Annotated in this window: 16 protein-coding genes; 13 read left to right on the top strand and 3 right to left on the bottom strand. The window is 50.9% G+C overall.

Annotated elements, in window-relative coordinates:
• Positions 1-640: 640 nt before the first annotated feature.
• Both A8O25_RS05435 and A8O25_RS05430 read right to left on the bottom strand, forming a co-directional pair.
• Positions 641-1,198 carry a peroxiredoxin gene (locus tag A8O25_RS05435; RefSeq protein ID WP_066831871.1) on the bottom strand — a complete coding sequence of 186 codons (558 nt, stop codon included), beginning with the start codon at positions 1,196-1,198 and terminating at the stop codon, positions 641-643.
• A 45-nt stretch (positions 1,199-1,243) separates the two neighbouring features.
• Positions 1,244-1,720: a Dps family protein gene (locus tag A8O25_RS05430; protein WP_066831869.1), complete on the bottom strand. Its 477-nt coding sequence runs from the start codon at positions 1,718-1,720 to the stop codon at positions 1,244-1,246.
• A 501-nt stretch (positions 1,721-2,221) separates the two neighbouring features.
• On the opposite strand from A8O25_RS05430, the gene A8O25_RS05420 reads away from it, so the two are divergent.
• Positions 2,222-3,157 (top strand): hydrogen peroxide-inducible genes activator, encoded by a 936-nt coding sequence (locus tag A8O25_RS05420; protein WP_066831865.1) that lies wholly within the window; start codon positions 2,222-2,224, stop codon positions 3,155-3,157.
• Between the two features lie 55 nt (positions 3,158-3,212).
• Here the strand turns inward: A8O25_RS05420 and agaR are convergent, their stop codons facing one another.
• The gene (gene agaR / locus A8O25_RS05415; protein ID WP_066831863.1) at positions 3,213-3,983 is read right to left on the bottom strand and encodes a transcriptional repressor AgaR; all 771 of its coding nucleotides are present in this window, start codon (positions 3,981-3,983) and stop codon (positions 3,213-3,215) included.
• Positions 3,984-4,537: 554 nt separating this feature from the next.
• On the opposite strand from agaR, the gene A8O25_RS05410 reads away from it, so the two are divergent.
• The 12 genes from A8O25_RS05410 (at position 4,538) to A8O25_RS05355 (ending at position 24,955) form a co-directional block, all read left to right on the top strand.
• Positions 4,538-6,103 (top strand): glycerol-3-phosphate dehydrogenase/oxidase, encoded by a 1,566-nt coding sequence (locus A8O25_RS05410; protein WP_066832013.1) that lies wholly within the window; start codon positions 4,538-4,540, stop codon positions 6,101-6,103.
• Between the two features lie 5 nt (positions 6,104-6,108).
• Positions 6,109-7,629: a glycerol kinase GlpK gene (glpK, locus tag A8O25_RS05405; protein WP_066831861.1), complete on the top strand. Its 1,521-nt coding sequence runs from the start codon at positions 6,109-6,111 to the stop codon at positions 7,627-7,629.
• 5 nt (positions 7,630-7,634) lie between these two features.
• Entirely contained in the window at positions 7,635-8,363 is a 729-nt protein-coding gene (locus A8O25_RS05400; protein ID WP_066831858.1) for an MIP/aquaporin family protein, read from the top strand.
• 168 nt (positions 8,364-8,531) lie between these two features.
• Positions 8,532-9,908 carry a glycerol-3-phosphate transporter gene (gene glpT, locus A8O25_RS05395; RefSeq protein ID WP_066831855.1) on the top strand — a complete coding sequence of 459 codons (1,377 nt, stop codon included), beginning with the start codon at positions 8,532-8,534 and terminating at the stop codon, positions 9,906-9,908.
• Positions 9,909-10,019: 111 nt separating this feature from the next.
• Positions 10,020-13,220: a SusC/RagA family TonB-linked outer membrane protein gene (locus A8O25_RS05390; RefSeq protein ID WP_161947701.1), complete on the top strand. Its 3,201-nt coding sequence runs from the start codon at positions 10,020-10,022 to the stop codon at positions 13,218-13,220.
• A gap of 13 nt (positions 13,221-13,233) precedes the next feature.
• Complete coding sequence (locus A8O25_RS05385) at positions 13,234-14,694, top strand: SusD/RagB family nutrient-binding outer membrane lipoprotein (protein WP_066831851.1); 1,461 nt, start codon at positions 13,234-13,236, stop codon at positions 14,692-14,694.
• A 25-nt stretch (positions 14,695-14,719) separates the two neighbouring features.
• Entirely contained in the window at positions 14,720-15,976 is a 1,257-nt protein-coding gene (locus A8O25_RS05380; RefSeq protein ID WP_066831849.1) for a DUF5689 domain-containing protein, read from the top strand.
• A 357-nt stretch (positions 15,977-16,333) separates the two neighbouring features.
• A complete protein-coding gene (locus A8O25_RS05375) occupies positions 16,334-17,509 on the top strand; it encodes a phospholipase D-like domain-containing protein (protein WP_066831847.1) in 1,176 nt (391 codons plus the stop codon).
• Between the two features lie 114 nt (positions 17,510-17,623).
• Positions 17,624-18,904 carry an Sb-PDE family phosphodiesterase gene (locus A8O25_RS05370; RefSeq protein ID WP_066831845.1) on the top strand — a complete coding sequence of 427 codons (1,281 nt, stop codon included), beginning with the start codon at positions 17,624-17,626 and terminating at the stop codon, positions 18,902-18,904.
• Positions 18,905-18,944: 40 nt separating this feature from the next.
• Positions 18,945-20,339: a Gfo/Idh/MocA family protein gene (locus tag A8O25_RS05365; RefSeq protein ID WP_082893469.1), complete on the top strand. Its 1,395-nt coding sequence runs from the start codon at positions 18,945-18,947 to the stop codon at positions 20,337-20,339.
• A 642-nt stretch (positions 20,340-20,981) separates the two neighbouring features.
• Complete coding sequence (locus A8O25_RS05360) at positions 20,982-22,400, top strand: calcineurin-like phosphoesterase C-terminal domain-containing protein (protein ID WP_066831843.1); 1,419 nt, start codon at positions 20,982-20,984, stop codon at positions 22,398-22,400.
• 389 nt (positions 22,401-22,789) lie between these two features.
• Positions 22,790-24,955, top strand: a complete 2,166-nt coding sequence (locus A8O25_RS05355) for an alpha-galactosidase (protein WP_066831841.1) — start codon at positions 22,790-22,792, stop codon at positions 24,953-24,955.
• The last annotated feature ends 47 nt before the right edge of the window (positions 24,956-25,002 follow it).

The raw sequence follows: 25,002 nt of genomic DNA, 5'->3' as shown, positions 1-25,002 counted from the left end.
GACGCTCTTTTGTCATTCTGAAAGAACCCTGGTAGCGAACGGCAATACCTGCACATCACTACTTTTCTAGTTCACCCACAAGTTCCTTTCAGGATGACAGAGAGGAAGATGGCAGGCTGTTGAAAAAGGGAACTCTGCTAAAGAGTATTTAAACAAATCTTGCTTACCTGCCTTCTCTGACCTCTCCCTTTCTTCAGGCAATACCCCCGCGTGAGGGATAGCAGCGGAAAGCCCGCAGGGCAAGGCACGACGCCCAAGGGCTTGCAGCGCATAGCCCGGCCCGCAGGGGCACGCCCAAAGAATTAGGAACTTTAAATGGGGAATTAGGAGTTGGAAACGTTCAGAAACTGCTTCAGTTAGTTGCTCTTTTCTGTTTCTGGCCTACTTTCCGGAAAACAGGCCAGAAACGGGAATAGCGTTTTCCTGCGTTACCGGCAAAAATACTTTGCAGAATTCACCGCGCTGAAAACCTGCTTTTTACCCACATTGTATCTGCCGTTTGCGTGAAAAAGCTATCCCCTACTAACTAAAAACTAAGAACCAATAACTACACTGAGAACGAACTTCTAATTTGTCTGCGGGGCCGGTAAGCGACAGACATTAACTTCCGGCTTTCCCGCAGACTTCCCCTTTAAAACAATTAAACGGTAAGGGTGGCTTCGCCTTTTTTCCAGTTACAGGGGCAAAGTTCATCGGTTTGCAGGGCGTCCAGCACGCGCAGCACCTCGGCCACGTTGCGGCCCACGCTCAGGCCGTTCACGCTCACCCACTGAATAATACCCTGGGGGTCTACAATGTAGGTTACGCGGTAGGCTACTTTTTCCTCGGCATCTAAGATGCCCAGTTCTTCGGCCAGGGATTTGGAGGTGTCTGCCAGCATGGGGAAACGCAGGCCGCGCAGGTCGTCGTGGTCGCGGCGCCAGGCGGCGTGCACAAACTCAGAGTCAGTGGAGGCACCAATCAGTTGGCAGTCGCGGTCCCGGAACTCGTCATAGTTTTTGTTGAATTCGGCAATTTCTGTCGGGCACACAAACGTGAAGTCTTTGGGCCACCAGAACATCACCAGCCACTGGTCATTGGCGCGGTGCTCCTGCTCAGTGATGGTTCTGAACTCCTGGTCTTTCTCTAAAGAGACAACAGCTTTTTTAGAAAACGCAGGGAACTCCGCCCCAACAGATAAAACTCGGTTTTGGTACATGGTTATAGGAAGTTAAAAGAAAATAAAGGGTTTAGTGGCGCGGCCTTAGGAGGCCTGGAAGGCGTTGAGCATCCAGAGGGTTTTCTCCAGGGTGTTGAGGTCATCTGAGATGAGCCCCTGGGTACCCTCGTCGTCATGCTCGGCGGCCAGGGCCAGCACCTGGCGCTCCAGTTGTATAATCTGGCCAATGTTCTCCACGGTGGCGGCCACGGTGTCTACGTCGGTTGACAGGTTCTTGCGCTCCTGCACCGTAGAGGTGGCCAGAAAGTCTGAGAAGCTGTGCAGCGGCGTGTGCCGAAGGGTAAGGATGCGCTCGGCTATCTCGTCAATGGTTTCAAAGGCGGCGGTGTAAAGCTCCTCAAACTTGGCGTGCAGCGCGAAGAAGTTCCCCCCCTTGATGTTCCAGTGGAAAGCGCGCAAATTCTGGTAGTACACGTGGTAATTGGCCAGCAGTTCGTTTAGCTTTACGGCCAGTTCTTTGGTGTCTTTGCGTTCCAATCCTAATTCGTTTTGTGATTCCATAGTCTTGTGTTTGGTTAGGTCTTACAAGTTTCTCTGCCTTACCATACGACAAAGGTGCACGAAGTGATTTTATTGTTCAAATTGATAATAGCTATCACCTTATCAACATAAACTATTACCTTTGTTCAGTTTCTTGCCCCTTAACCAGTTAGCCCGTCAAAACAGATGGTAAAATCGCTACATTTCCCTTTCGGCAAAGCCGAACAAGAATGGAGGCTGCTAATAACTTTCAGTTTCCCTTTGCATGAAGTGCGGGCCAGGGGCGGCGTTTTAGGGCTCCTTTTTGGGAAACAGCTTTCAACAGGAGCCCACCAAACCCAAAGGCACCAGCAGACGCCTGCGCCGGAGCGATAAACGAAAACATTGACCACGTTCAGTATAATGGCCACACTTTCCCCCTCATTTCCCACACCGCCTATCAGGTGTTTTCTGTTTTGGGCCTGTTTTTGGGAAAACAGGCCAAAACAGAAAACACCACTTACCCCTTCACTCATTGAACCTATGACCCTGACCCAACTGGAATATCTGCTGGCCGTTGACACGTACCGCCACTTCGCCACCGCGGCTGAGAAATGTTTTGTCACCCAGCCCACCCTGAGCATGCAGCTGCAGAAGCTGGAAGACGAACTGGGCGTGCAGGTCTTTGACCGCAGCCGTGTGCCGGTGCGCCCCACTGAGCTGGGCAAAGATGTGATTGCGCAGGCGCGCATAGCCGTGGCCGAGTTTAAGAAGATTGAGGAGCTGGTGCAGGTGCAGCGCGACGGCATTGCCGGGGAGCTGCGCCTGGGGGTGATCCCTACACTGGCGCCGTACCTGGTGCCGCTCTTCATCACTGACTTCATTCAGAAATACCCCAAGGTGCACGTGTCTATCCAGGAGATGGTGACCACCAGCATTGTGGAGAAACTCAAGCTGGAGCTGCTGGACGTGGGGCTGCTGGTGACGCCGCTGCATGACAAGACCATTCTGGAGATTCCGCTGTTCTATGAGGCGTTTGTGGGGTACCTGCACCCAGACCACCCGCTGTCCAGGCAGGAGAAGATCACCTCAGAGTCAATTGACCCCAGTGACCTGTGGCTGCTCAATGACGGCCACTGCTTCAGGAGCCAGGTGCTGCAGCTCTGCAACCGCGCCAAAAACACCCGCAACGTACACCTGGACTATGAGAGCGGCTCCCTGGAAACCCTCAAGCGCATTGTGGAGACCCAGAGCGGCATGACCCTGCTGCCCGAGCTGTCTGTGCAGGAACTCCCGCAAGACCGCAAAGCCATGGTGCGGCCGTTTGCTGAGCCGCAGCCGCTGCGCGAGGTGAGCCTGGTGGTGCACCGCAGTTTCCTGAAGAAGAAGATGATTGAGTCTCTGCGGGACGAAATAGTGGCCCACGTTCCCAAAGACCTTCTGGAGCGGCACCCGGTGCGGGTAGTCAAAATTAAATAGGGCTGTTTTCGGGCTGTTTTTCAGAAAACAGCCCAAAAACAGGAATCTGAAACAGCTATACGATTGTCACCTTCACCCCCATTCCCTGCAGGGAGTTGAGGGTGTGCTCAGAAATGCCTTTGTCTGTAATGATCTGGTCAATGTCTTCAAAGCCGCAGATGCGCCCAAAACCGCGCTTCCCAAATTTAGAGGAGTCTGCCAGCACAATGGCCTTCTGGGAAATGTTGATCATCTGCCGGTTCAGGTGCGCCTCCATGACATTGGTGGTGGTCAGGCCAAACTCCAGGTCAATCCCGTCTACCCCCAGAAACAGCTTGCTGCAGGAGAAATCTGCCAGAATGCTCTCTGAGTAGGGCCCGGTGACAGAAGAGGAGCTGCGCCTTAACAGCCCGCCCAGCTGCATCACCTCCACCTCGGGGTGCCGCAGCAGTTCCAGCGCCACGTTCAGGGCTGAGGTGATAACAGTCAGGTTTTTCAGGGCATGCGGCTGAATGCTTTTGGCCAGCGCCATGACCGTGGTGCCAGAGGCAATCAGGATGGAGTCATTGGGTTCAATCAGTTTGGCCGCGGCAATGCCTATCCGGGTCTTTTCACTGATCTGCAGATGCTCCTTTTCATTTACCGGCCTGTCAATGGTATAGGGGTTGTTCTGGGTGGCTCCCCCGTGGGTCCTGAACAGCAGCCCTTTGTCTTCCAGCAGCTTGAGGTCTTTTCTAATGGTGACAGATGAGACGCTCAGCTGGTCACAAAGGTCTAATACATTCACCTGCCCCTCCTGCTGTAGTTTATTAATTATATGTTGATGTCTTTCAGTTATACTAATCATAGTAGCGCTAACAAAATAAAACGAAAGTATCTACCCCTGGCATTGCCCTTAACAAATGTAGAGGAATTCACCATCTGAACCAACAGCAGCAGCGCCAGCTGCATGCCTGGAAGCTCCCTCATCTTAGAAGGCCTCCCTTCTCTCTACCTTTAAAAGCTTCACCTCAAGATAAAATACACGCAGTTAGAAAGCTAACTATTGCTAGCTTTTCATTCACTTTTACTCTACCACTGCCTTGTTCCACCCTACAAGCCCGGCTTCTCCTGAGGTAAACTAAACCTATCTTTCCCCCTGGCCCCCTCCTGTATTCTTACAGTTTTCCTTTCCCTCACAAGGTGCTATTGGCATTTTTACAAAAACTACATCGCTTCAGTTAAATATTTTAATTCATTTCATTTGCTTTTGTTATTTGAGTGACATAATTTTAAAACGAAAGTAAAAGCAACCTTAACTTACTAATTACAACCCACGTGAAAGAGAAAGAATCAGCTGGCCAGTTTTTCAAGCGAGAACAGTTTTTAAAAAAAGCGCAAAATACGGCTACAGAGTGGGATATGATTGTTATTGGAGGGGGAGCCACTGGTTTGGGAGTAGCCTTAGACGCGGCCTCGCGTGGTTTCAAAACCTTACTGTTAGAGCAATCTGACTTTGCAAAAGGAACTTCCAGCAGAAGCACCAAACTGGTACACGGCGGGGTGCGGTATCTGGCACAGGGTGACGTGAAGCTGGTGTACGAGGCGCTGTATGAGCGCGGCCTGCTCCTGCAGAACGCCCCGCACCTGGTCAACATTCAGTCGTTTGTCATCCCCAACTACAGCTGGTGGAATGAGATGCTATATGGCGTGGGCCTAACCGTGTATGACCTCATGGCCGGCCGCTACCGGTTCAACAAGACCCGGCTCCTCTCGGGCAAAAAAGTAACCAACCTGCTCTCCAACATTCAGCCCAACGGCCTGAAAGGCGGTGTGCAGTATTTTGACGGTCAGTTTGATGACGCCCGCCTCGCCCTCAACCTTGCCCAAACCTGCGCCGAGCAAGGCGGGGTTTTGCTAAATTACGTGCAGGTGGTACAGCTCCTCAAAGACAGCTCCGGCAAAGTGGCAGGGGTAAAAGCAAAAGACCTGGAGTCTGGCCAGGAATACCTGCTGAAAGCAAAAACGGTGGTAAACGCCACGGGTGTATTTGTGAACGAAGTATTGCAGATGAACGCCCCCACCCAACAGCCCCTGGTAAGACCCAGCCAAGGTGTGCACGTGGTGCTTAACAGTACATTCCTGCCAGGGGAAAACGCCCTGATGATCCCCAAAACCCCAGACGGGCGGGTACTGTTCGCGGTTCCGTGGCACAATCACCTGCTGGTGGGCACAACAGATACGCCCTTAGACAAAAACAGCCTGGAGCCCCAGGCCCTTGACCAGGAAATAGACTTTATTCTGGAAACCGCCGGAAAGTACCTGGTGCGCAAGCCTACCAGAGCAGATGTACTGAGTGTCTTTGCCGGCCTCAGGCCTTTGGCGGCGCCTACCAAGAACACCAACAGCACCAAAGAGATCTCCAGAAGCCACAAACTACTGGTTGCCCCTTCTGGCCTGATTACCATTACCGGCGGGAAATGGACTACCTACCGCAGAATGGCCCAGGACACTGTAGACAAAGCCATGGAAGTAGGCACCCTCCCGCAAAAGGCATGCGTGACTTCTTCCTTGAAAATACATGGCCATGCCACAGGTAAGGCCGCCTCAGGTCACCTCTCTATCTATGGATCAGATAAGAGCCTGATTCAGGACATGATGGCAGAACGCCCTGAACTGGCGGCCCCTTTGCACGAGCGGTTCCCCAACACGGCCGCAGAGGTGGTATGGGCAACCAAGAATGAAATGGCCAGAACCATTGAAGATGTACTGGCCCGCAGAATGCGCATCCTGTTTCTGGACGCCCGCGCCGCCATAGACATGGCACCCAAAACCGCCCGCCTCATGGCGGAGGAGCTTGGCCAGGATGCGGCATGGGAACGGCAACAGGTACAAGATTTCACCTCCCTGGCGTCTAACTATCTACTGGAGCCTTATACCCCGGCTGAGGCAATGACCGCCCCGGCTATGAGCTATAAAACCAACTAACTACTATGGCAAACTATATACTCTCTTTTGACCAAGGCACTACCAGCTCCCGCGCCATTGTCTTTAACCAGCAGGGAAGTATTGTCTCTTTGGCTCAGAAAGAATTCACCCAGATCTACCCCAACCCGGGGTGGGTGGAGCATGATGCCAATGAGATTTGGTCAACCCAGCTGGGGGTGGCCGCAGAAGCTATCTCTAAAGCGGGGCTGAAGGCGGAAGACATAGCAGCCATTGGTATCACTAACCAGCGGGAAACCACCGTGGTCTGGGACCGCAGAACCGGGGCAGCCGTCTGCAACGCCATTGTGTGGCAAGACAGGCGCACCGCGGCTTACTGTGACAGCCTGAACGAGCAGGGCCTGGAGGAGATGATCCGGGAAAAAACCGGCCTGGTGATTGATGCCTATTTTTCAGCCACCAAAGTAAAGTGGATCCTGGAAACGGTGCCCAACGCCAGAGAAGACGCCGAAGCCGGTCACCTGGCCTTCGGGACGGTAGACTCCTGGCTTATCTGGAACCTGACGGGCGGCAAGGTACACGTCACAGACGTGACCAACGCATCCCGCACGCTTCTCTTTAATATACACACCCTCACCTGGGACCAGGATTTACTCGCCCTCTTTGACATCCCGGCCAGTATGCTGCCTACGGTGGCATCATCTAGTGAAGTGGTGGGGGAAACCTCCTCTTCCCTGTTCGCCACCCGCATTCCCATAGCGGGTATAGCCGGCGACCAGCAGGCCGCCCTTTTTGGCCAGATGTGTACCAAACCCGGCATGGTGAAAAACACCTATGGCACCGGCTGCTTTATGTTGATGAACATTGGCGAGAAACCCATTCTGTCAAAGCACAAGCTGGTCACTACCGTAGCCTGGAAAATCAAGGACCAGGTGCACTACGCCCTGGAGGGCAGCATTTTTATTGCCGGTGCAGTGGTCCAGTGGCTACGTGATGGGCTAGGCGTCATCTCCAGCTCTGCTGAAGTGGAAGAACTTGCCAAAAAAGTCTCTGGCAGCGACGGTGTCTACCTGGTACCTGCCTTTGCGGGTCTGGGTGCCCCGCATTGGGACCAACACGCCAGAGGTACCATTGTGGGTATGACCAGAGGCACCACCTCCGCGCACATTGCACATGCCGCCCTGGAGAGCATCTGCTACCAGACCATGGAAGTCTTAAAAGCGATGGAGGCTGATGCCGAGATCGCCATCAAAGAATTACGGGTAGACGGCGGGGCAACGGAAAACAGCCTGCTCATGCAATTACAGGCAGATATTCTGAATGCCCGGGTGGTTAAGCCAGCCATCACCGAGGTAACCGCAATTGGCGCCGCCTACCTGGCAGGGCTGGCGGTTGGTTTCTGGGACAGCCTGGAAGATATTCAGGAGCAGTGGCAGGTGAAAGATAGCTTTGACGCCAATCCCGGCACAGAAACAAAGCACTTGATACAGGGTTGGCACCGGGCAGTACGGGCAGCCAAGGCCTGGGCGCAGGATACTCCGGTAGAAACAGTTTCCCCCTTAACCTAAAAACCATGTCAGCATTCACGGCAGAAGTGATTGGCACTATGTTCCTGATACTCCTGGGAGGGGGCGTTGTAGCCAATGTGGTCCTGAAAGGCACCAAAGGCAATAACAGCGGCTGGATGGTCATTACCACCGGCTGGGCGCTTTCTGTGTTTGCCGGGGTGGTCATAGCGGGTCCCTACAGCGGCGCGCACCTGAATCCGGCGGTTAGTATTGGCCTGGCCATAGTTGGTAAATTTTCATGGAGTCTGGTGGCGCCATACATTGCCGCTCAGATGCTAGGGGCTATTCTGGGTGCTTTTCTGGTGTGGCTCTTATACAAACCCCATTTTGACTCCACTGAAGACCCATTGGCTCAGTTAGCGGTATTCAGTACTGGTCCGGCCATCAGGCATCCGGTTTCTAACCTGTTCAGCGAGGCAGTAGGCACCTTTGTTTTGATTTACGTGATCCTGTACATCACCACCCCTGAGATGGGTGATCAGAAAACACCTATTGGCATGGGCTCTCTGGGGGCACTGCCTGTCACCTTTCTGGTCTGGGCAATTGGACTTTCACTAGGTGGGACTACTGGCTATGCTATTAATCCGGCACGTGATTTAGGCCCCCGCATTGTGCATGCGCTTCTGCCTATCAAGAACAAATGCCACAGTGACTGGCGCTATGCCTGGGTTCCAATTCTTGGCCCAATAGCAGGAGCAACGGCAGCTGCCCTGTTGTACCTGTTGTTACAGTAGCTATGATTGGGAATAAATCTGGCTGCCATGTTAACCTTTTGTTAAGTTATACCCTTTGTGCTTTCATGAAGGAAAACCAGTGTAATTTTGAAGCTAAATTGATTTCTACCGCTCTTCCATAGCCGATTTCCTGAAGCTTCACTTAAAAGAAATTAACAAATTAAAACGTTGGACAAATACCATTCTGAGGCAACCGCCACTCCACCCCGAAAGGGACTATTTGCCCCTGCTCCGCATGCAGAACCGTTACCCCTGCAACGCATTGACCCCGTTTACAAGCAATTGCGGCTTCAGGTCTTCCTGGGTATCTTTCTAGGCTATGCGGGCTATTATTTAGTGCGCAAGAATTTTTCACTGGTTATGCCAGACCTGATTGAACAGGGGTATTCCAAATCTGACTTAGGCTTTGCCCTGTCAGGCGTGTCTATTGCCTACGGCCTGAGTAAGTTTCTGATGGGAAATGTCTCTGACCGAAGCAATGCCCGCACCTTCCTGAGCGTGGGTCTTCTGCTTTCGGCGCTGACCATGGTCTTCATGGGGGTAGCGCCTATCGCCACCAGTTCCATCACCATCATGTTCATTCTACTGTTCCTGAACGGCTGGTTCCAGGGCATGGGCTGGCCTCCGTGCGGCCGGGTCATGGTCCATTGGTTTTCCACGAAGGAACGTGGCACCAAAATGTCTATCTGGAACGTGGCCCACAACGTAGGCGGCGGTTTGGTAGGCCCTATTGCTATTGCGGCAGTTGCCATCTTTGGCACCTGGGAAAGCAAGTTCTATTTCCCTGGTTTGGTAGCCCTGGTATTTGCCGCCATTGCTTATATGCTGGTGCGGGACACGCCCCAGTCTTGTGGCTTGCCCACCATTGAAGCTTATAAGAACGATTATCCTGCCAATTACTCTGCTGCCCAAGAGCAGGAACTAACGGCCAGGCAGATCTTCTTTGAGTATGTTTTCAACAACCGGGTGCTTTGGTACATCGCCTTCGCGAATGCGTTTGTGTATTTAGTGCGCTACGGCATTCTGGACTGGGCTCCCACATATCTGGAAGAAGCCAAAGGGTTCTCAGTAAAAGAGACCGGCTGGGCCTACTTCGCCTATGAATACGCAGGAATTCCCGGCACCCTGCTTTGCGGCTGGATCAGTGACAAAGTTTTCAAAGGCCGCCGGGCCCCTGCCACCATCATCTACATGGTTCTGGTTTTAATTGCAGTACTGGTGTATTGGAAGAACCCGGCAGGCAATCTCTGGATAGACAATGTGGCCTTGATCTCCATTGGTTTCCTGATCTACGGCCCCGTGATGCTGATAGGGGTTCAGGCCCTGGACCTGGTACCCAAAAAAGCAGCCGGCACTGCAGCCGGTCTCACGGGTTTATTCGGCTACCTGGGAGGTGCGCTGTTCGCCAATATTGCCATGGGCTTCATTGTTGACCACTGGGGCTGGGATGGAGGGTTTACCATGCTGGTAGCTGCCTGCGTGCTTTCCATCCTATTCACCGCCTTCACCTGGAAAAGAGAAAAGCTTCACCTTAATCTTCAATAGAGTACAAATCTTCAACAGCAACAAACTACTTATATGACAACATTTTTACAGCCACCACCTTTTTCCAGAAAAAGCCTGGGCAAGGGAATTCTATTGGGCACCTGCCTTCTCATGATGGGTACCAACTTGTTGCCAACTCCAGCCGCGGCGGCTGGTTATTTTCAACAGTCCCCCCAAACTGACAAAGTACCCGTAAAGGGAAAAATTGTTGACCCTCTGGATGGCTCCGCTATGCCAGGTGTTACCATTTTTGTGAATGACCAAGCCATTGGTATGTCTAATGCAGACGGTACCTTTCAAATGAGTGTAGCAAGAGGTGCCACCATTTCTTTTACATTTATAGGGTATCAGCAGCAGAAACTAGTCATCACCAAGCCAGAAGACAACCTCATCATTAAGTTGGCTACAGATGCAAAACAACTGAATGAAGTAGTAGTCACTGCCCTAGGGATTGAACGGGAGGAGAAAGCACTAGGCTACTCAGTGACTACAGTGCAAGGAAACGAAATTGCTGAAACCATGCCTAATAACTGGACAGACGCATTGTCTGGCAAGGTTGCGGGTGTAAATCTTGTTAAATCTAATGGTGGCCCAGCCGGCTCTAATAAAATTATTCTGCGCGGCGAAACCTCACTGGATGGCAATAATGAAGCTTTGATAGTTGTAGATGGGGTTGTAACAAGTTCCAGTGGTGGTAGAAGAACGGGAAACGGTAGTTCAGCCTACTTATCAGATGACTCTCCAGTAGATTTTGGAAGCAGTTTAGCAGATATAAATCCGGAAGACATTGAAAGCGTGTCTGTACTAAAAGGCCCAGGGGCCTCTGCACTCTACGGTGCCCGGGGAGCAAACGGTGCTATCATCATCACCACCAAGAAAGGCTCTTCCATTCAAAAAGGAATGGGCATCACCTTTAGCTCCAATACTACCTTCGCAACCATTAACCGCTGGCCAGATTATCAGAACGAGTACGGGCAAGGAGCCACCGCGCAAGACCTGCACTACTCGTATGGGGCCACAGAAGACGGCCCTAGCACATTTAGCACTAGTTCGGCCTGGGGGCCAAAGTTCAATGGGCAAATGTACTACCAGTATGATCCCGCCACCTATAGACAAATACCAACAGGAAGGACATTATGGCGAGCTTATCCAGATAATCGCAAAGACTTCTTTGAGACGGCCAAGACTTTCACCAATAGTGTAAGTGTATCAGGGGGAACAACCAATACCTCTGCCCGTCTCTCTTTCACAAACTCACAGAACAGTTGGATTGTGCCCAATACCGGGTATGACCGCAACACCGTTGCACTTCAAGTTAGCCATAAAGTTAATGACAAGCTGAAGCTAGACAGCAAAATCAACTACACCAACCGCTGGAGTGACAACTTGCCTACCACTGGATATAACAACCAAACCATTATGTATTTTATTAGGGGGCTTACCCCTAACATGGATATCAACTGGTTCAAAAACTATTGGGTACCAGGCAAAGAGCAAATTGAGCAATGGAAACCCTTTAGCAACCTTCTGGACAATCCTTATCTACAGGCTTATGAGATGCTTAACAAATCTAACCGTCACAACTTTGTAGGCAATGTATCTGCTACGTACAGCTTCACAAAAGAACTAAGCCTTATGGTAAGATCTTCTATAGACTTTATGTCTGAAGCAAGGTCTCAGCAAAGACCAAAGAACACCAATAAGTACATTGATGGCATGTACCGGGAACAGGAAATCAATACGCATGAGCAGAATAGCGACTTCCTGTTACGTTATGAGAATAACAAGTTGAGTGACTTTGAATTCACGGTTTCGTTTGGGGGTAGCACCATGAACAACAAGTATAGCATGAATGAATACAGAGCAGAGAAATTACTCTATCCCGGTATTTATACACTCGCAAACAGTAAAGTAAATTTGATACCCATTAAAAGAAGAGAGGAGTTTGGAGTGAACAGCTTATATGGATTGTTTACCGTGGGCTACAAAGACTTCTTGTTTTTAGATATTACTGGTAGAAATGACTGGACCAGCACGTTAGTTACCCCTGTGACTCCAACTTCAGTTACAGAAGAGAAACGCTCTGTTCCATCTTTTTTCTACCCATCATTTAACTTAAGTGCCGTTTTATCAGAAGCATTTGTATTGCCAAGTCAAATTTCCTTACTAAAACTGAGAGGTTCCTGGGCTGAAGTTGGAAGCGGAGGAGTTGAGCCTTACCTAACCAGCTACACGTACAATCCAAAAGTTAATTTCGCCTCAGGTTTAGGCAACCCCACTACACTTCCCAATCCAGACTTACGGCCACTGCGCACACAAAGCCTTGAGTTCGGACTAGATCTAAGACTATTTAAGAGCCGCCTTAACCTAGATGTAGCCGTTTACAAAAACAACACCTTTGACCAGATCTTCAACCGACCAATTGACCCAGCCTCGGGTTACTCATCCATTGTCACCAACTCTGGCGAGGTAGAAAACAAAGGAATTGAGATTCAGGTAAATGGAACCCCTATCAAAAACTTGAAAGGCTTTACCTGGAATGTCTTTGGCACCTATGCAGCCAACAGAAACACTGTAGTCAGCTTATCTGACTCTACCAACGCTCAAGTGCTCACCACTGTGTACGGCAGCAGAGGAACTGTAGAAGCTCGCGTAGGCGGACGCCTGGGAGACATGTACGGCTTCGGATATGAACGCTCTCCAGACGGGCAGATTATCTACGAAAATGGGTATCCAGTATTAGGAGACTCCCTTATATATTTAGGAAACTATGCTCCAAAATGGCGAGCCAGTTTAGGAAACGAATTCAGATACAAGCGCTTTAAATTAAACATCTTGTTTGATGCCCAGTTCGGCGGGGTTGGGTATTCTTTGACACACGCCGTGTTGATGGAGGAGGGTAAGCTGAAAAAAACTTTGCCTGGCCGCTACAACGGTATAATTGGTGATGGAGTCATTGCCAATAGCGATGGTACCTACAGACCCAATGATGTGGTAGCCACTGTTATCAGAGACTACTACTATGCACACTTTAACCGAGATAACTTAGAAGCCAACACCTTCAGCACAGACTTTATTAAACTGAGAGAATTAAGATTAGATTACAATTTACCTTCTTCTCTTACTAAGAAACTCAAGATGCAGAATGCCAGCATAGGCATCTATGGCCGTGACCTTTTGGTATTTTCCAACTGGCCAGCATTTGACCCTGAGTTTGGTACGTTAGGTGATGGGGATATCTCTTCTGGTTCTGAGATTGCCCAATTCCCTTCTACCAGAACCATGGGTGTAAGCTTAAATGTAAGTTTTTAATTAGCAGATTCTTATGAACAAGATAAAGATTTTAGCCTTTGCTACCTTTCTAGCGGTAGCAGCTGGCACCCCGTCCTGTAACCAGGACTTTGATGAAATGAACGTTAACCCCAATACATCAAGGGCAGCCACTCCAGAATCACTGTTGGCTCCTGCCCTGCACAATGTGGTGGTTAACAACTTAGACCGGGCGCTCAGGATAGGCAATGAGCTCATGCAGGTGCATGTAACCACCAATAACTCCAGAGAGTTTCACCGGTACAACATCAGACCCAGTGAGTCAGATTTTATGTGGCGTAACTGGTACCTGCAACTCACCAACTTTAGGGATATGTATGAGAGTGCAGCCTTTACCCAACAGCCAGCCTATAAAACTTACATGGGTATGTCTCTCATCTTAGACGCCTGGGTAACCTCACTTATCACAGATATGTACGGTGATGTTCCCTACTTTGAAGCGAACAAAGGCAAAGAGGGCATCCTTACCCCTAAGTTTGATAAACAGCAGGCTATCTACACAGACCTTTTCCGGAAACTGGAAGAAGCAAACAAGCTACTTTCTGAAACCACTGATTTACCAGATGAGGTCAAACCTCTAGATCCATTATATAACGGGTCAATGCTGGCCTGGCGGAAATTTGGAAATTCAATGTATCTGCGTCTCCTCATGAGGGTGTCTGGCAGACCAGAAATGAATGTGGGAGATAAGATTAAAGACATAGTAGAAACCAGCAAGGCGAAATACCCAATCATGGAGAGCAACGCTGAATCTGCTGTCTTACGGTTTACCACCACACCGCCCTTGACCTCAGAATTCTTCAACTACCGTGATCTTGATTTCAATGGAGACAAAGGCTATACAGATTTCTTCATTAACAACCTTAATGCATGGACTGACCCACGTAGAGAGAAATGGGCCACCTTGGCGGGAGGTACATACATGGGTATCCAGAGTGGTTACCCGATAGGGCAAACACCAGAAAGGCAATCCTATCCTAAAATTGAGTTGAAGAACGAGCCTCTTTTGGGTAATATCTTAAATTATGCTGAGGTGCAGTTTATATTAGCTGAGGCAGCATTGCGGGGCTACGTTACTACTCCAGCAAAAACCTACTATGATAAAGGGGTAGAAAATGCAATTACTTTCTGGGGATTAGCTCTGCCAGCAGGTCACTTAGAGAAAGAAGATGTTAAATGGAATGAGAATGAAACGTTTGAGCAAAAGCTGGAAGCTATTCATCTACAAAAATATTACACGCTCTTCTTTACAGATTTCCAGCAATGGTATGAGTATCGCCGTACAGGCCACCCAATACTACCAACTGGGTCTGGTTTGATGAATAATGGCCAAATGCCTTCACGTCTGCGCTACCCTATTAATGTACAAGCGTTAAACGCAGCTAATTACCAAGCCGCCGTGGCCGCCATGGGTGGTCCAGATGATATCAATACCAAAGTTTGGTGGGACCAATAATTAAACTGTCATGAAAAACTTCAGAATGAAAAAACTAATGGGTTCAGTGGCAGTTGCATTGGCTGCCCTGGCATTCACGTCTTGCCTGGAAGATGATGGGAACCCATCAATAGGAAGACCTAACTCAATGGCCTCATTACATGTGGTACGGGAAGTCTACAGAGATACTGATGTGAAATTGGGGCCAGAGGTGCTAACAGGAGCCTTTAAAACTGCTGGGACCGTGATTTCCAACCCGTCTGGAGGCAATTTGCCAGCCGGTTACGTAGTCATACAGGGTAGTTGGCGTGGGCTAATGCGGGGCGTTGTCTTGGCATTAGACGCCGCTACTGCCGCAACCTATATACCGGGAGACTCTTTGGTAATAGACCTTTCAGGAGCCACGTTAACCAGGAATACCGGTCCTTTACAGATTACCGGTTTAACCGCAGACAAGATAAATAAAGTCGCCTCAGGGCGGCCTGTGATCGCAAGACCAGTCTCAATCACTCAACTGAATTCAAAATTCCAGGAGTATGAAAGCACACTGGTGAGCCTTACCGCTGATGCTAAACCCTACCCTGTAAGTGGCGAGACCATGGCGGGTGCCAAGACGCTAGATGACGGCGCTGGTAATAGCTTCACCCTCTTCACTGACCCACAGGCTTCGTTTGCCTCTTTCCGTATTGCCCCAAATGCTACCTATATTGGCATCCCAATGCTGGTGCAAAATGAAAAGCAGTTGCGTCTTAGATTTGAATCAGATATCATTGATCCAAGCGGCCCACTTTACCCTGGTTACCCTGAAAATTTTGACTACCCTGATCAATCTGTAAAGAACACGTATGCTACAAAGGCCATTGACTTGCGTACTGGCAACTGGACCTTTAACCAAGCTATCTTAGGCAACACCGCTAATAGAGATAGAATTGTTTCAGGAGCACAAGCAGTTCGCTTCCAACAGGGGCTTACCACCCCTGCTTATTTACAAATGAACTATGACTTGCTAGACGGCGCCAGTAAGGTAACCCTTTGGTATGGCTCCTATTACACAGACGTTTCCTCTACCTTCGCCCTGGAGTACTCAACTGACCAAGGCGCCACCTGGACCGAGATTGGCCGAAGATCAGATGCCCACCCAACTAACCAAAGCCTTCAGGCCAAACAAGCAGTTTTCCTGATGGACATCAAAGGTCCGGTACGTTTCAGGATTAAGAAGCTTGGCTTGGGAGCAAGTAGCCCGCCCAATGTTTTCAATGGCCGTTTGGGAATGGATGATTTCGCTGTTTACAAAAGCTACTAATCCCTTGCCCCTCTAGCTTTAACCAATACTACCATTCCTGTTTTAGGGCTGTTTTTCTCAAAACAGCCCTAAAACAGGAATGGTAGTATTTAAAGAATGTCCATTTTCTTTAATACTACTTTCACTCGTGGAAAAATGACTAATTTTTGTCATTAAACTGTTCTTCTCTAACCTAACATTAACCCCAAGAGCTTCGCACACCGGTGTACCTGTAGCAAACCTCACCTCCAAGAAATAAAATCATCAAACTATAGGACTAGCTTTCAAATTAAAATTCCACACGCTGCCGTCTGTTAAACCCAGTATACCCAGAAGCGCAGAATGCAAACAGATCGTTAGAATATTTACCTGTTCCCCATGAAAAGAATAACGCTTCTATACATTATCTTTTTGTTATGCACTGGCTGCAGTAGCAGCGAAGATGCCTCCCCAGAGCCCGTTGACCCCGGGGCGGGCAAACCCTTCACCATTGAGTTACCTGCCGCCGCTTTCACCAACTTGTCTAAAGTGGGGAGCGGACTTGCCTCGCCAGATATCATGAACCAGCTCATAGCCCTGGTTGACGCCGCCCCGGCAAACGCTAACATTCACCTCAGCATATTTATATTTAATTACCAGGCGCTCACAGACGCGCTCAAAAGAGCCAGTGACCGCGGAGTAAAACTGCACCTCATGCTGGACTTTAGCCGGGATGAGTCTCTCGCAGACAACCCAGCCACAATCTCACAGCTCAGGGGCTTTTTAAAGCCAACGTCTGAATTGGTTCTTATCACCAGTGATGCCAGTGGATCTTCTATCAACCATAACAAATTTGTGCTGTTTTCAGAAATTACTACTGCTACTGGCAAACAGCAAAATGTAGTATTCCAGACGTCGCATAATTTTACTTTAAGTGACTCTAAAAAAATTCAAGATGCCCTCATTTTCCCCAATGCCGGGTTATACGGTGCCTATCTCTCGTACTGGACTGACATGAAAGAGAAAGCGGGCAGCGGCATGAAAAACTTCTTTTACCGCGAGTACCATGATGAAGCCGCTGGTATTTCAGCACTCTTTTTTCCAAAACGCCGCAATGGTACTTCCTATGGGGCTGATACTGCCATTGAGATTCTGGAAGGCTTAACTGAACCCGCCACCGCCACTGTGCGTGTCTCCATGTCTGATTGGACCGCCACCCGCCTGAATGTGGTAGATAAACTTATCCAGCTAAGGGAGCAAGGGGCCACCATTGAGGTTATTGCCAAAGACAAGGTAGACCCAGAGATTCTAACGGGACTGCAGCGGTTAAAGAGCAAAGGGGCGCTAGTGAAAATCTACAGCATGGCGCAAACCAACAACCACTCCAAGTTCATGCTCATAACCGGTCAATGGAAAGGGGCGCAAGTAAACCTGCTGGTCACCGGCTCGCATAATTTCACAGTCAATGCCCTCCGGAACAACAATGAAGCCATGATTCTGCTCAAGAACCACCCCACGCTCTTCAATACCTATCTCAACTACTATAGTGACATGAAGAAGATCCCCAGTTCATAAAGGGTTTAAGCTTCTCTAGTTTTGTTTCTGACGTTTTTAGTCTAATTTCCAAAAAACAAGACCAAAACGGCAATGAAATCACTAAAAATTTTGTCATTCTTTCAACCAAAGCCCATGAATGGGAGCAAATATCAAGCAGTGAATTTAATTGGCAACATCATTTCCCTTTACAGGCAATGGTTCACTCTCTTCTTATGGGCTTGCTTTCTACTCTTAAACAGTCTTTCTACCCTTGCCCAGAAAGACAGCACCAACAACTCTTTTTTCAAGCTGCCCAACCTTCCCGGCTACCTCACACTCAAAGGCGATTTTCACATGCACACTGTCCTTTCTGACGGGTACGTGTGGCCGGCGTTGCGGGCGCAGGAAGCCATACGTGACGGGTTAGACGTGATCTCAGTAACCGAGCATGTAGACTTTGAACGGTACCCCAACGACATTAAGCGAGACATGAACCGGTCTTATGAAATCGCCAGGAAAGCTGCCGGTACTTCAGGGCTGTTGGTGATCAACGGGCTGGAGATTTCGCCGCGCGTACCGCCGTACCACTGTAATGCCATCTTTATGCAAGACGGCAACAAGGTGCCGGTGAAATACATGAAGCAAACCACAGAGTCGTTCAAGATGAAGGACAACCCCACCCGGGCAGAACTCATGGCCCCGTTCCTGGAAGCCAAAAAGCAAGACGCCTTTGTGTTCTACAACCACCCCAACTACTCCTGGTGGGACAAAAAAAGTAAAGAGCTGTTCACAGACTTCCACCAGGAACTGCTGGACAAAGGCATTCTCAAAGGCGTTGAGGTGGCCAACCGCGGCGGCTACAACGTGATAGCCCACAAACTAGCCGCTAAATACAACCTGGCCATGTTCGCCAACTCAGATGAGCACCGCGGGCTGCCAGCCTCTACCAAAGAGACCCACCGGCCGGTCACGCTGGTGTTTGCCCAGAGCAAAACCCCGGCGGCCCTGAAAGAAGCCATGAACGCCCGCCGCACCGCCGTCTATTTTGATGACTACGTGATTGGCCGTGCATCTGAGATGGAGCCGTTTTTCAAAGCAGCCGTCACCATTACGGCCGTGCAGGAAAACCGCAAAGGCGAACCCATCATTGTCCTGAACATCAAGAACAATTCTACTATCCCGTTCCAGGTGAAACTCAAGTCAGACTACAACCTGGAGAAACACCCGCTGGGCGCGGTCACCTTGAAACCAGAAGCCGTGACCAAAGTGACACTGGGTGCGGTCTGGGAATACCCCGCCCCCCTGCTGGTAAAATGCACCGTTGACAACATTCTGGTAGCCCCAGAGGAGCCGCTGCAGACAGAATTCAAACTGACTACCGTTCCCGGAAACAAGAAAACCAACAGCCCGGGGCAAGACGCAGACACAGACTAACCTTACCTTATCTTTCTCACCCCCTTAACAAACAAACCGCATGAACCGCCGCAGACTTCTCAAATCACTGGGCCTGAGCATTGGTGCCGCCGTCATCAGCACAGAGGCGCTGGCCAAACTGGGAGAAAACAAATACTCCTATTCCATTCCGCCCAACCCGGAGCACAAGCCGCTCAACAAAGCCGTCACCGCCATCACCATTGGCGCAGGCAGCCGGGGAACGGTATACGGCAACTACGCCGCCAAATTCCCGGAGCAATTAGACATCATCGGCGTAGCCGAACCCAACCAGTTCCGGAACGACAAATACGCCAAGCAGCACAACATCAAAGACGAGAACCGCTTCAATACCTGGGAAGACGTCTTCAAGCGTCCCAAGTTTGCAGATGCGGTCATCATCTCTACGCCAGACAATCTGCATTATGCGCCGTGCATGAAAGCGCTGGCCATGGGCTATGACATTCTGCTGGAAAAACCCATTGCGCCTACTGAGAAGGAATGCCGTGATATCTTAAAACTGGCCAAGAAAAACAACCGCATTGTGGCCGTATGCCACGTGCTGCGCTACGCCCCGTACTTCGTGAAGATGCGCGAACTCATTCAGCAGGGCGCCATTGGCGACATTGTGAGTGTACAGCATTTTGAGCCCATTGAGCACCTGCACATGGCCCACAGCTACGTGCGCGGCAACTGGCACAACTCCAAAGAGACCACCCCAATCATTCTGGCCAAGTCCTGCCATGACCTGGACATCATGCGGTGGGTAGTGGGCAAACCCAGCCTAAAGGTAGCCGCCATGGGCGATTTGAAATGGTTCCGGAAGGAAAATGCCCCCGCCGGCAGCACCGCCCGCTGCACAGACGGCTGCAAAGTGGAGCGTGAGTGCCCATACTCGGCCATCAAGCATTACTATGAAGACCGCCGCCGCCTGGCCGTGCTGGATCTTCCCGCTGACAAAACCAAGCACCCCGAGGTGATCATGGAAAAACTCAAAACCACAAACTACGGCCGTTGCGTGTACCGCATGGAGAACGACCAGCCCGACCATTACGTGGCCAGCATCCAGTTTGCAGACAGCGTGACGGCCAGCTTCTCCATGGAGGCCTTTACCTCGTACCACGGCCGCCGCACCCGCATCATGGGGACCATGGGCGACATGGTAGGCGACATGACCGAGCTGGTGGTGACTGACTTCCGCACCCGTAAGGAATTGAAGCTGGTGCCCAAGGCCGAAGACGTGGAAGGCTACAAGAACAGCGGCCACGGCGGCGGCGACTGGCTCCTGGTGCGCGACTTTGTGCAGGCGGTGGGCCAGCAGAACCCCAAGCTGCTCACCTCTACTATTGACGAGTCTATTGAGGCGCACCTCATGGGCTTCATGGCCGAGGAGAGCCGCAAAAAAGGCAAAATCATGGACATCAACATGAGCGTGTAACTTTCTGTTTTCGGCCTGTTTTCGCCAAAAAAGGCCAAAAACAGAAAATGAGGAAGCTATGCGTGAAGCCACTCCAACTTCTTCCAGGAGGGGAGTATCTGCAACAAATTGGCTAAAGGGAATTTCTATTTGGGGCGGCAAGGTTCTTTGGGACAGCAAGCTGTTAGGTGCTACTTAAACGGCGCAGGCTAAGGCTCAAAGCGCTCTTCCGGATTTGTAATCCGGAAGCACCTACCTCGGGGATTTGCAATCCCCGTCTCTGCACGTTTCATCAGCACGCGCCGCGGATTGCAAATCCGCAGGTAGGAAAATTCGGGATTGCAAATCCCGAATAGCAGGAGAAAAGCGGAAGAACAGCGGGAGAATAGCTGAAGAGGGCAGAGTTTACTTTATCTGAAATTCCCCTCCTCAAAGGGGTAGGGGTAGGTTGCCTGCAAATCTCAAATAGTTTGCACAAGCCACAAACCTAGGTTTATAAGTAAAAACAGCGATTTACTTAAAAGAAACAGATGGCATAAAGAAACACTTCCGCCTTTGGGCGGAGATAAAATTATATTCTGTTTCTGGCCTGTTTTTTGAAAAACAGGCCAGAAACAGAAACAAGACAATCAATCATTAACAAAGAGTACCTTCCGCAACCCCATGAAAAGAAGAACCTTTCTCCAGACCCTCGCCCTGTTCTCCGGAGGCCTGGTGTTGGCTGGCCCAGATGTCTTTGCCAGAACCAGAAAAGCAAAGCAAACCCTTACCGGCACAGTGAAAACCCGCGGCAAGAAATTGGCCGATGTAGTGGTATCAGACGGTTTTACCGTGGCAAAGACCGACAGACGCGGGCAGTTTGAGCTGCCGGCCAACCCGCAGGCCCGCTTTGTGTTTGTCTCCATTCCGGCGGGGTACGAGTTCCCGCAGGAGAAAGGCCTGGCCCGGCATTACCTGCCCATTTCTGGCGGCAAAGGCAAAAAGTATGATTTTGAGCTGCAGCCGTTGGGCCGGGATGACAGCAAACACTCGTTCATTATCTGGGCAGACCCGCAGGTGAAAGACGCCACAGACGTGAAACTCATGATGCAGGACTCGGTGCCCGATGCCCAGAAACTGGTACAGAGCCTGGGCAAAGACGCGCTGGTGCACGGCATTGGCGTGGGCGATCTGGTCTGGGACAACCACAAACTTTTCCCGGATTACAGCAAAGCCGTGGGGGCCATTGGCATTCCGTTTTTCCAGGCGCTGGGCAACCATGACATGGACTACCGCCAGGGCGGCGACGAGACCTCTGACGTAACGTTCCAGAAAATCTTTGGCCCTACGTATTACTCGTTCAACCGCGGCAAGGCGCATTACATTGTGCTGGATGACGTGCGGTACCTGGGCAAGGAGCGCGAGTATGACGGCCACCTCAATGAACAGCAACTGGCCTGGATCAAGCAGGATTTGAGCCATGTGCCCAAAGACCATCTGGTGATCATCAACGCGCACATTCCCATTTCTAACGCCGTGAAAAACCGCGAAGAGCTGTTTGCGCTGCTGCAGGGCTATCAGGTGCACATCATGACCGGCCACACGCACACCAACTACCACATGCTGCGCGAAGGCGTGCATGAGCACGTGCACGGCACGGTGTGCGGCGCCTGGTGGTCAGGGGCTATCTGCACAGACGGTACGCCCAACGGCTACGGCGTGTATGAGGTGAACGGCAACCAGCTGCAGTGGTTCTATAAGTCAACTGGCAAAGACAAATCGCACCAGATCAGCCTGGACATGGAGAAACTCACCGGCCAGAACCGCTTTATTGCCAACGTCTGGAACTGGGACCCCGCCTGGAAAGTGGAGTGGTACGCAGACAGCAAACCCATGGGCGCGCTGCAAAACACCAAAGGCTATGACCCCGAGGCCGTGCGCACCATGAAAGGGGACAAACTCCCCGCCCGCCGCGCCTTCGCTGAGCCCGCCAGAACCGAGCACCTCTTCATGAGCCACGTGGGGCCAGAGGTGAAACAAGTGCGGGTGGTGGCCACTGACCGCTTCGGGAACCAGTACGAGGCCACGGCCGCTACGGCGTAATTACTTTTCACGTTGCTGCTGGCATTACATGGCGCAAGCGTCCGCTTGTGACTGCACGCATCATGAATCAGCATCCGTAGGCACAAGCGGCGCTTCGCCATAACTTTCCCTTTTGTCCTCCTGAAATGGATCTTGGTAGCGAACGGTAAATGCAGTTCACAAATGCCTTTCTAGTTCGCCCACAAGATCCTTTCAGGAGGACAATAAAATACTTATGGTTGGATCTGTCTTTGTGCTTAGTTCCTGTTTCTGGCCTGTTTTTCAGAAAACAGCCCGAAAACAGGAAGTGCGGGCAAATCTGCCTATCTAATTGATGCACCGCAAAGCGTGCCTCTTTTACCTGATAATGCATCGCCCGCGGGCGGAATTTTTCAATGTCTCACCCAAACATGAACTACAAACTACTCCTGTGGTCGTTGCTGCTTCTGTTGCCTTCTGGACTACTTGCGCAGGCGCAGCCAACCACCAAACAAATCCTGGTACAGACTGATAAAGTCACGCTGGCGTTTACTGTGGGCAAGAACCAGAAGCTGTACCAAAGTTACCTGGGCCCCAAACTCACCAATGCGCAAGACAACGGTCAGCTGAGTTCCACGGCGCATGAGGCGTACATTCCTTCGGGCACCGACAACCTGTTTGAACCGGCTATCAGGGTGTTGCACAATGACGGCAACCCATCTTTGGAGTTGAAGTATGACCGGCACACCACGCAGCAACCCGAGGCCAACGTGACGGCAACAGCCATTCACCTGAAAGACCCTAAGTACCCGGTTGAGGTGATTCTGCATTTCCATACGTTCCAGAAAGAAAACATCATCAAGGCCTGGACCGAAATCAAACACAAGGAGAAGAAGCCGGTGGTGCTGGGCAACTTCGCCTCGGCGATGCTGCACTTTGACGCACCCAATTACTGGCTCTCGCAGTTCCACGGCGACTGGGCGGGCGAGATGCAGTTGCAGGAGCACCAGCTTACCAGCGGCATCAAGGTCATTGACAGCAAACTGGGCACCCGCGCGCACAAATTTCAGAGCCCCACGTTCTTGCTTTCCCTGGACAAGCCTTCCGGCGAAAACCACGGCGAAGTCATTGCGGGTACGTTGGCATGGTCTGGTAATTTCCAGTTCGCGTTTGAGCTGGACGAGAAGAACTCGTTACGCGTGATCGCGGGCATGAATCCGCACGCGTCTGAATACCATTTGGCACCTAACCAACCGTTTGTGACCCCGGCGTTTATCTTCACCTACAGCCAGCAAGGCAAAGGCGAGGCCAGCCGCAGTTTCCACCGTTGGGCCCGCAACTACGGTATTCTGGACGGCAACAAACCGCGCCTCACGCTGCTCAACAACTGGGAAGCCACCTACTTTGACTTTGATGAGAAGAAGCTGGTAGAACTGTTTGACGGCGCCGCCAAATTGGGCGTGGATTTATTTTTGCTGGACGATGGCTGGTTCGGGAACAAATATCCGCGCAACGCGGCCAACGCCGGGCTGGGCGACTGGCAGGAAAACAAAACTAAGCTGCCCAGCGGCATTGGCTACTTAGTAGAACAGGCCGAACAGAAAGGCGTGAAGTTTGGCATCTGGCTGGAGCCCGAAATGGTGAACCCCAAAAGCGAACTCTATGAAAAGCACCCGGACTGGGTCTTGAAACTGCCCAACCGCGACGAGCATTACCAACGCAACCAACTGGTGCTGGACCTTACCAATCCCAAGGTGCAGGACTTCGTGTTTAACCTGGTAGATGATTTGCTCACCAAGAACCCGCGCCTCGCTTACATTAAGTGGGACTGCAACCGCACGTTCACCAACGCGTTTTCACCCAACCTTAAGGTGCAGTCGCATTTGCCTATTGACTACGTGAATAGCTTGTACAAAACGCTGGCCAGAATACGCAAGAAATACCCGCACCTGCCCATCATGCTCTGCTCCGGTGGCGGCGGCAGGGTAGACTACGGCGCGCTGCCGTACTTCACCGAGTTCTGGCCCAGCGACAATACAGACGGGCTGGAGCGCGTGCTTATTCAATGGAGCTACTCTAACTTTTTCCCGGCGGTGGCCATGTCGGCGCACGTGACCAGCTGGGGCAAGCAACCGGTGAAATACCGCACAGATGTGGCCATGATGGGCAAGCTGGGCTTTGACATTCAGGTGAGTGAGTTCAATGAGAAGGAACTGCAGTACTGCAAGCAAGCCGTGGCTAACTATAAGCGACTGAGTGACGTGATTTGGTTTGGCGACCAGTACCGGCTGGTGTCTCCGTATGAAGAGAAGCGCGCGGTGCTCATGTACGTGAACGAAGCAAAAAGCAAATCAGTGCTGTTCGCCTACAACCTGCAAACCCGTAACCGTGACCGCTTCACGCCGGTACGTTTGCAAGGGCTGGACCCGCAGAAGAAGTACCAGGTGCAGGAAATCAACCTCATGCCAGACACCAAATCCACGTTTTCGGCCAATGGCAAAGCCTACTCCGGTGATTATCTCATGAAAGTGGGTATTGCCGTGTCGCCCAACACCGCCATTACCAGCGCCGTGTTTGAAATCACTGAAAAACCTTAGTTTATATATCTCCAGATTAACCTTTAGAACAGAATTCTTACCTGCTA

The sequence above is a fragment of the Rufibacter ruber genome (assembly GCF_001647275.1).
Taxonomy (GTDB): Bacteria; Bacteroidota; Bacteroidia; order Cytophagales; family Hymenobacteraceae; genus Nibribacter; species Nibribacter ruber_C.
Note: the sequence above shows the minus strand (reverse complement) of the source record. Positions and strands in the feature narration are given on the sequence as shown.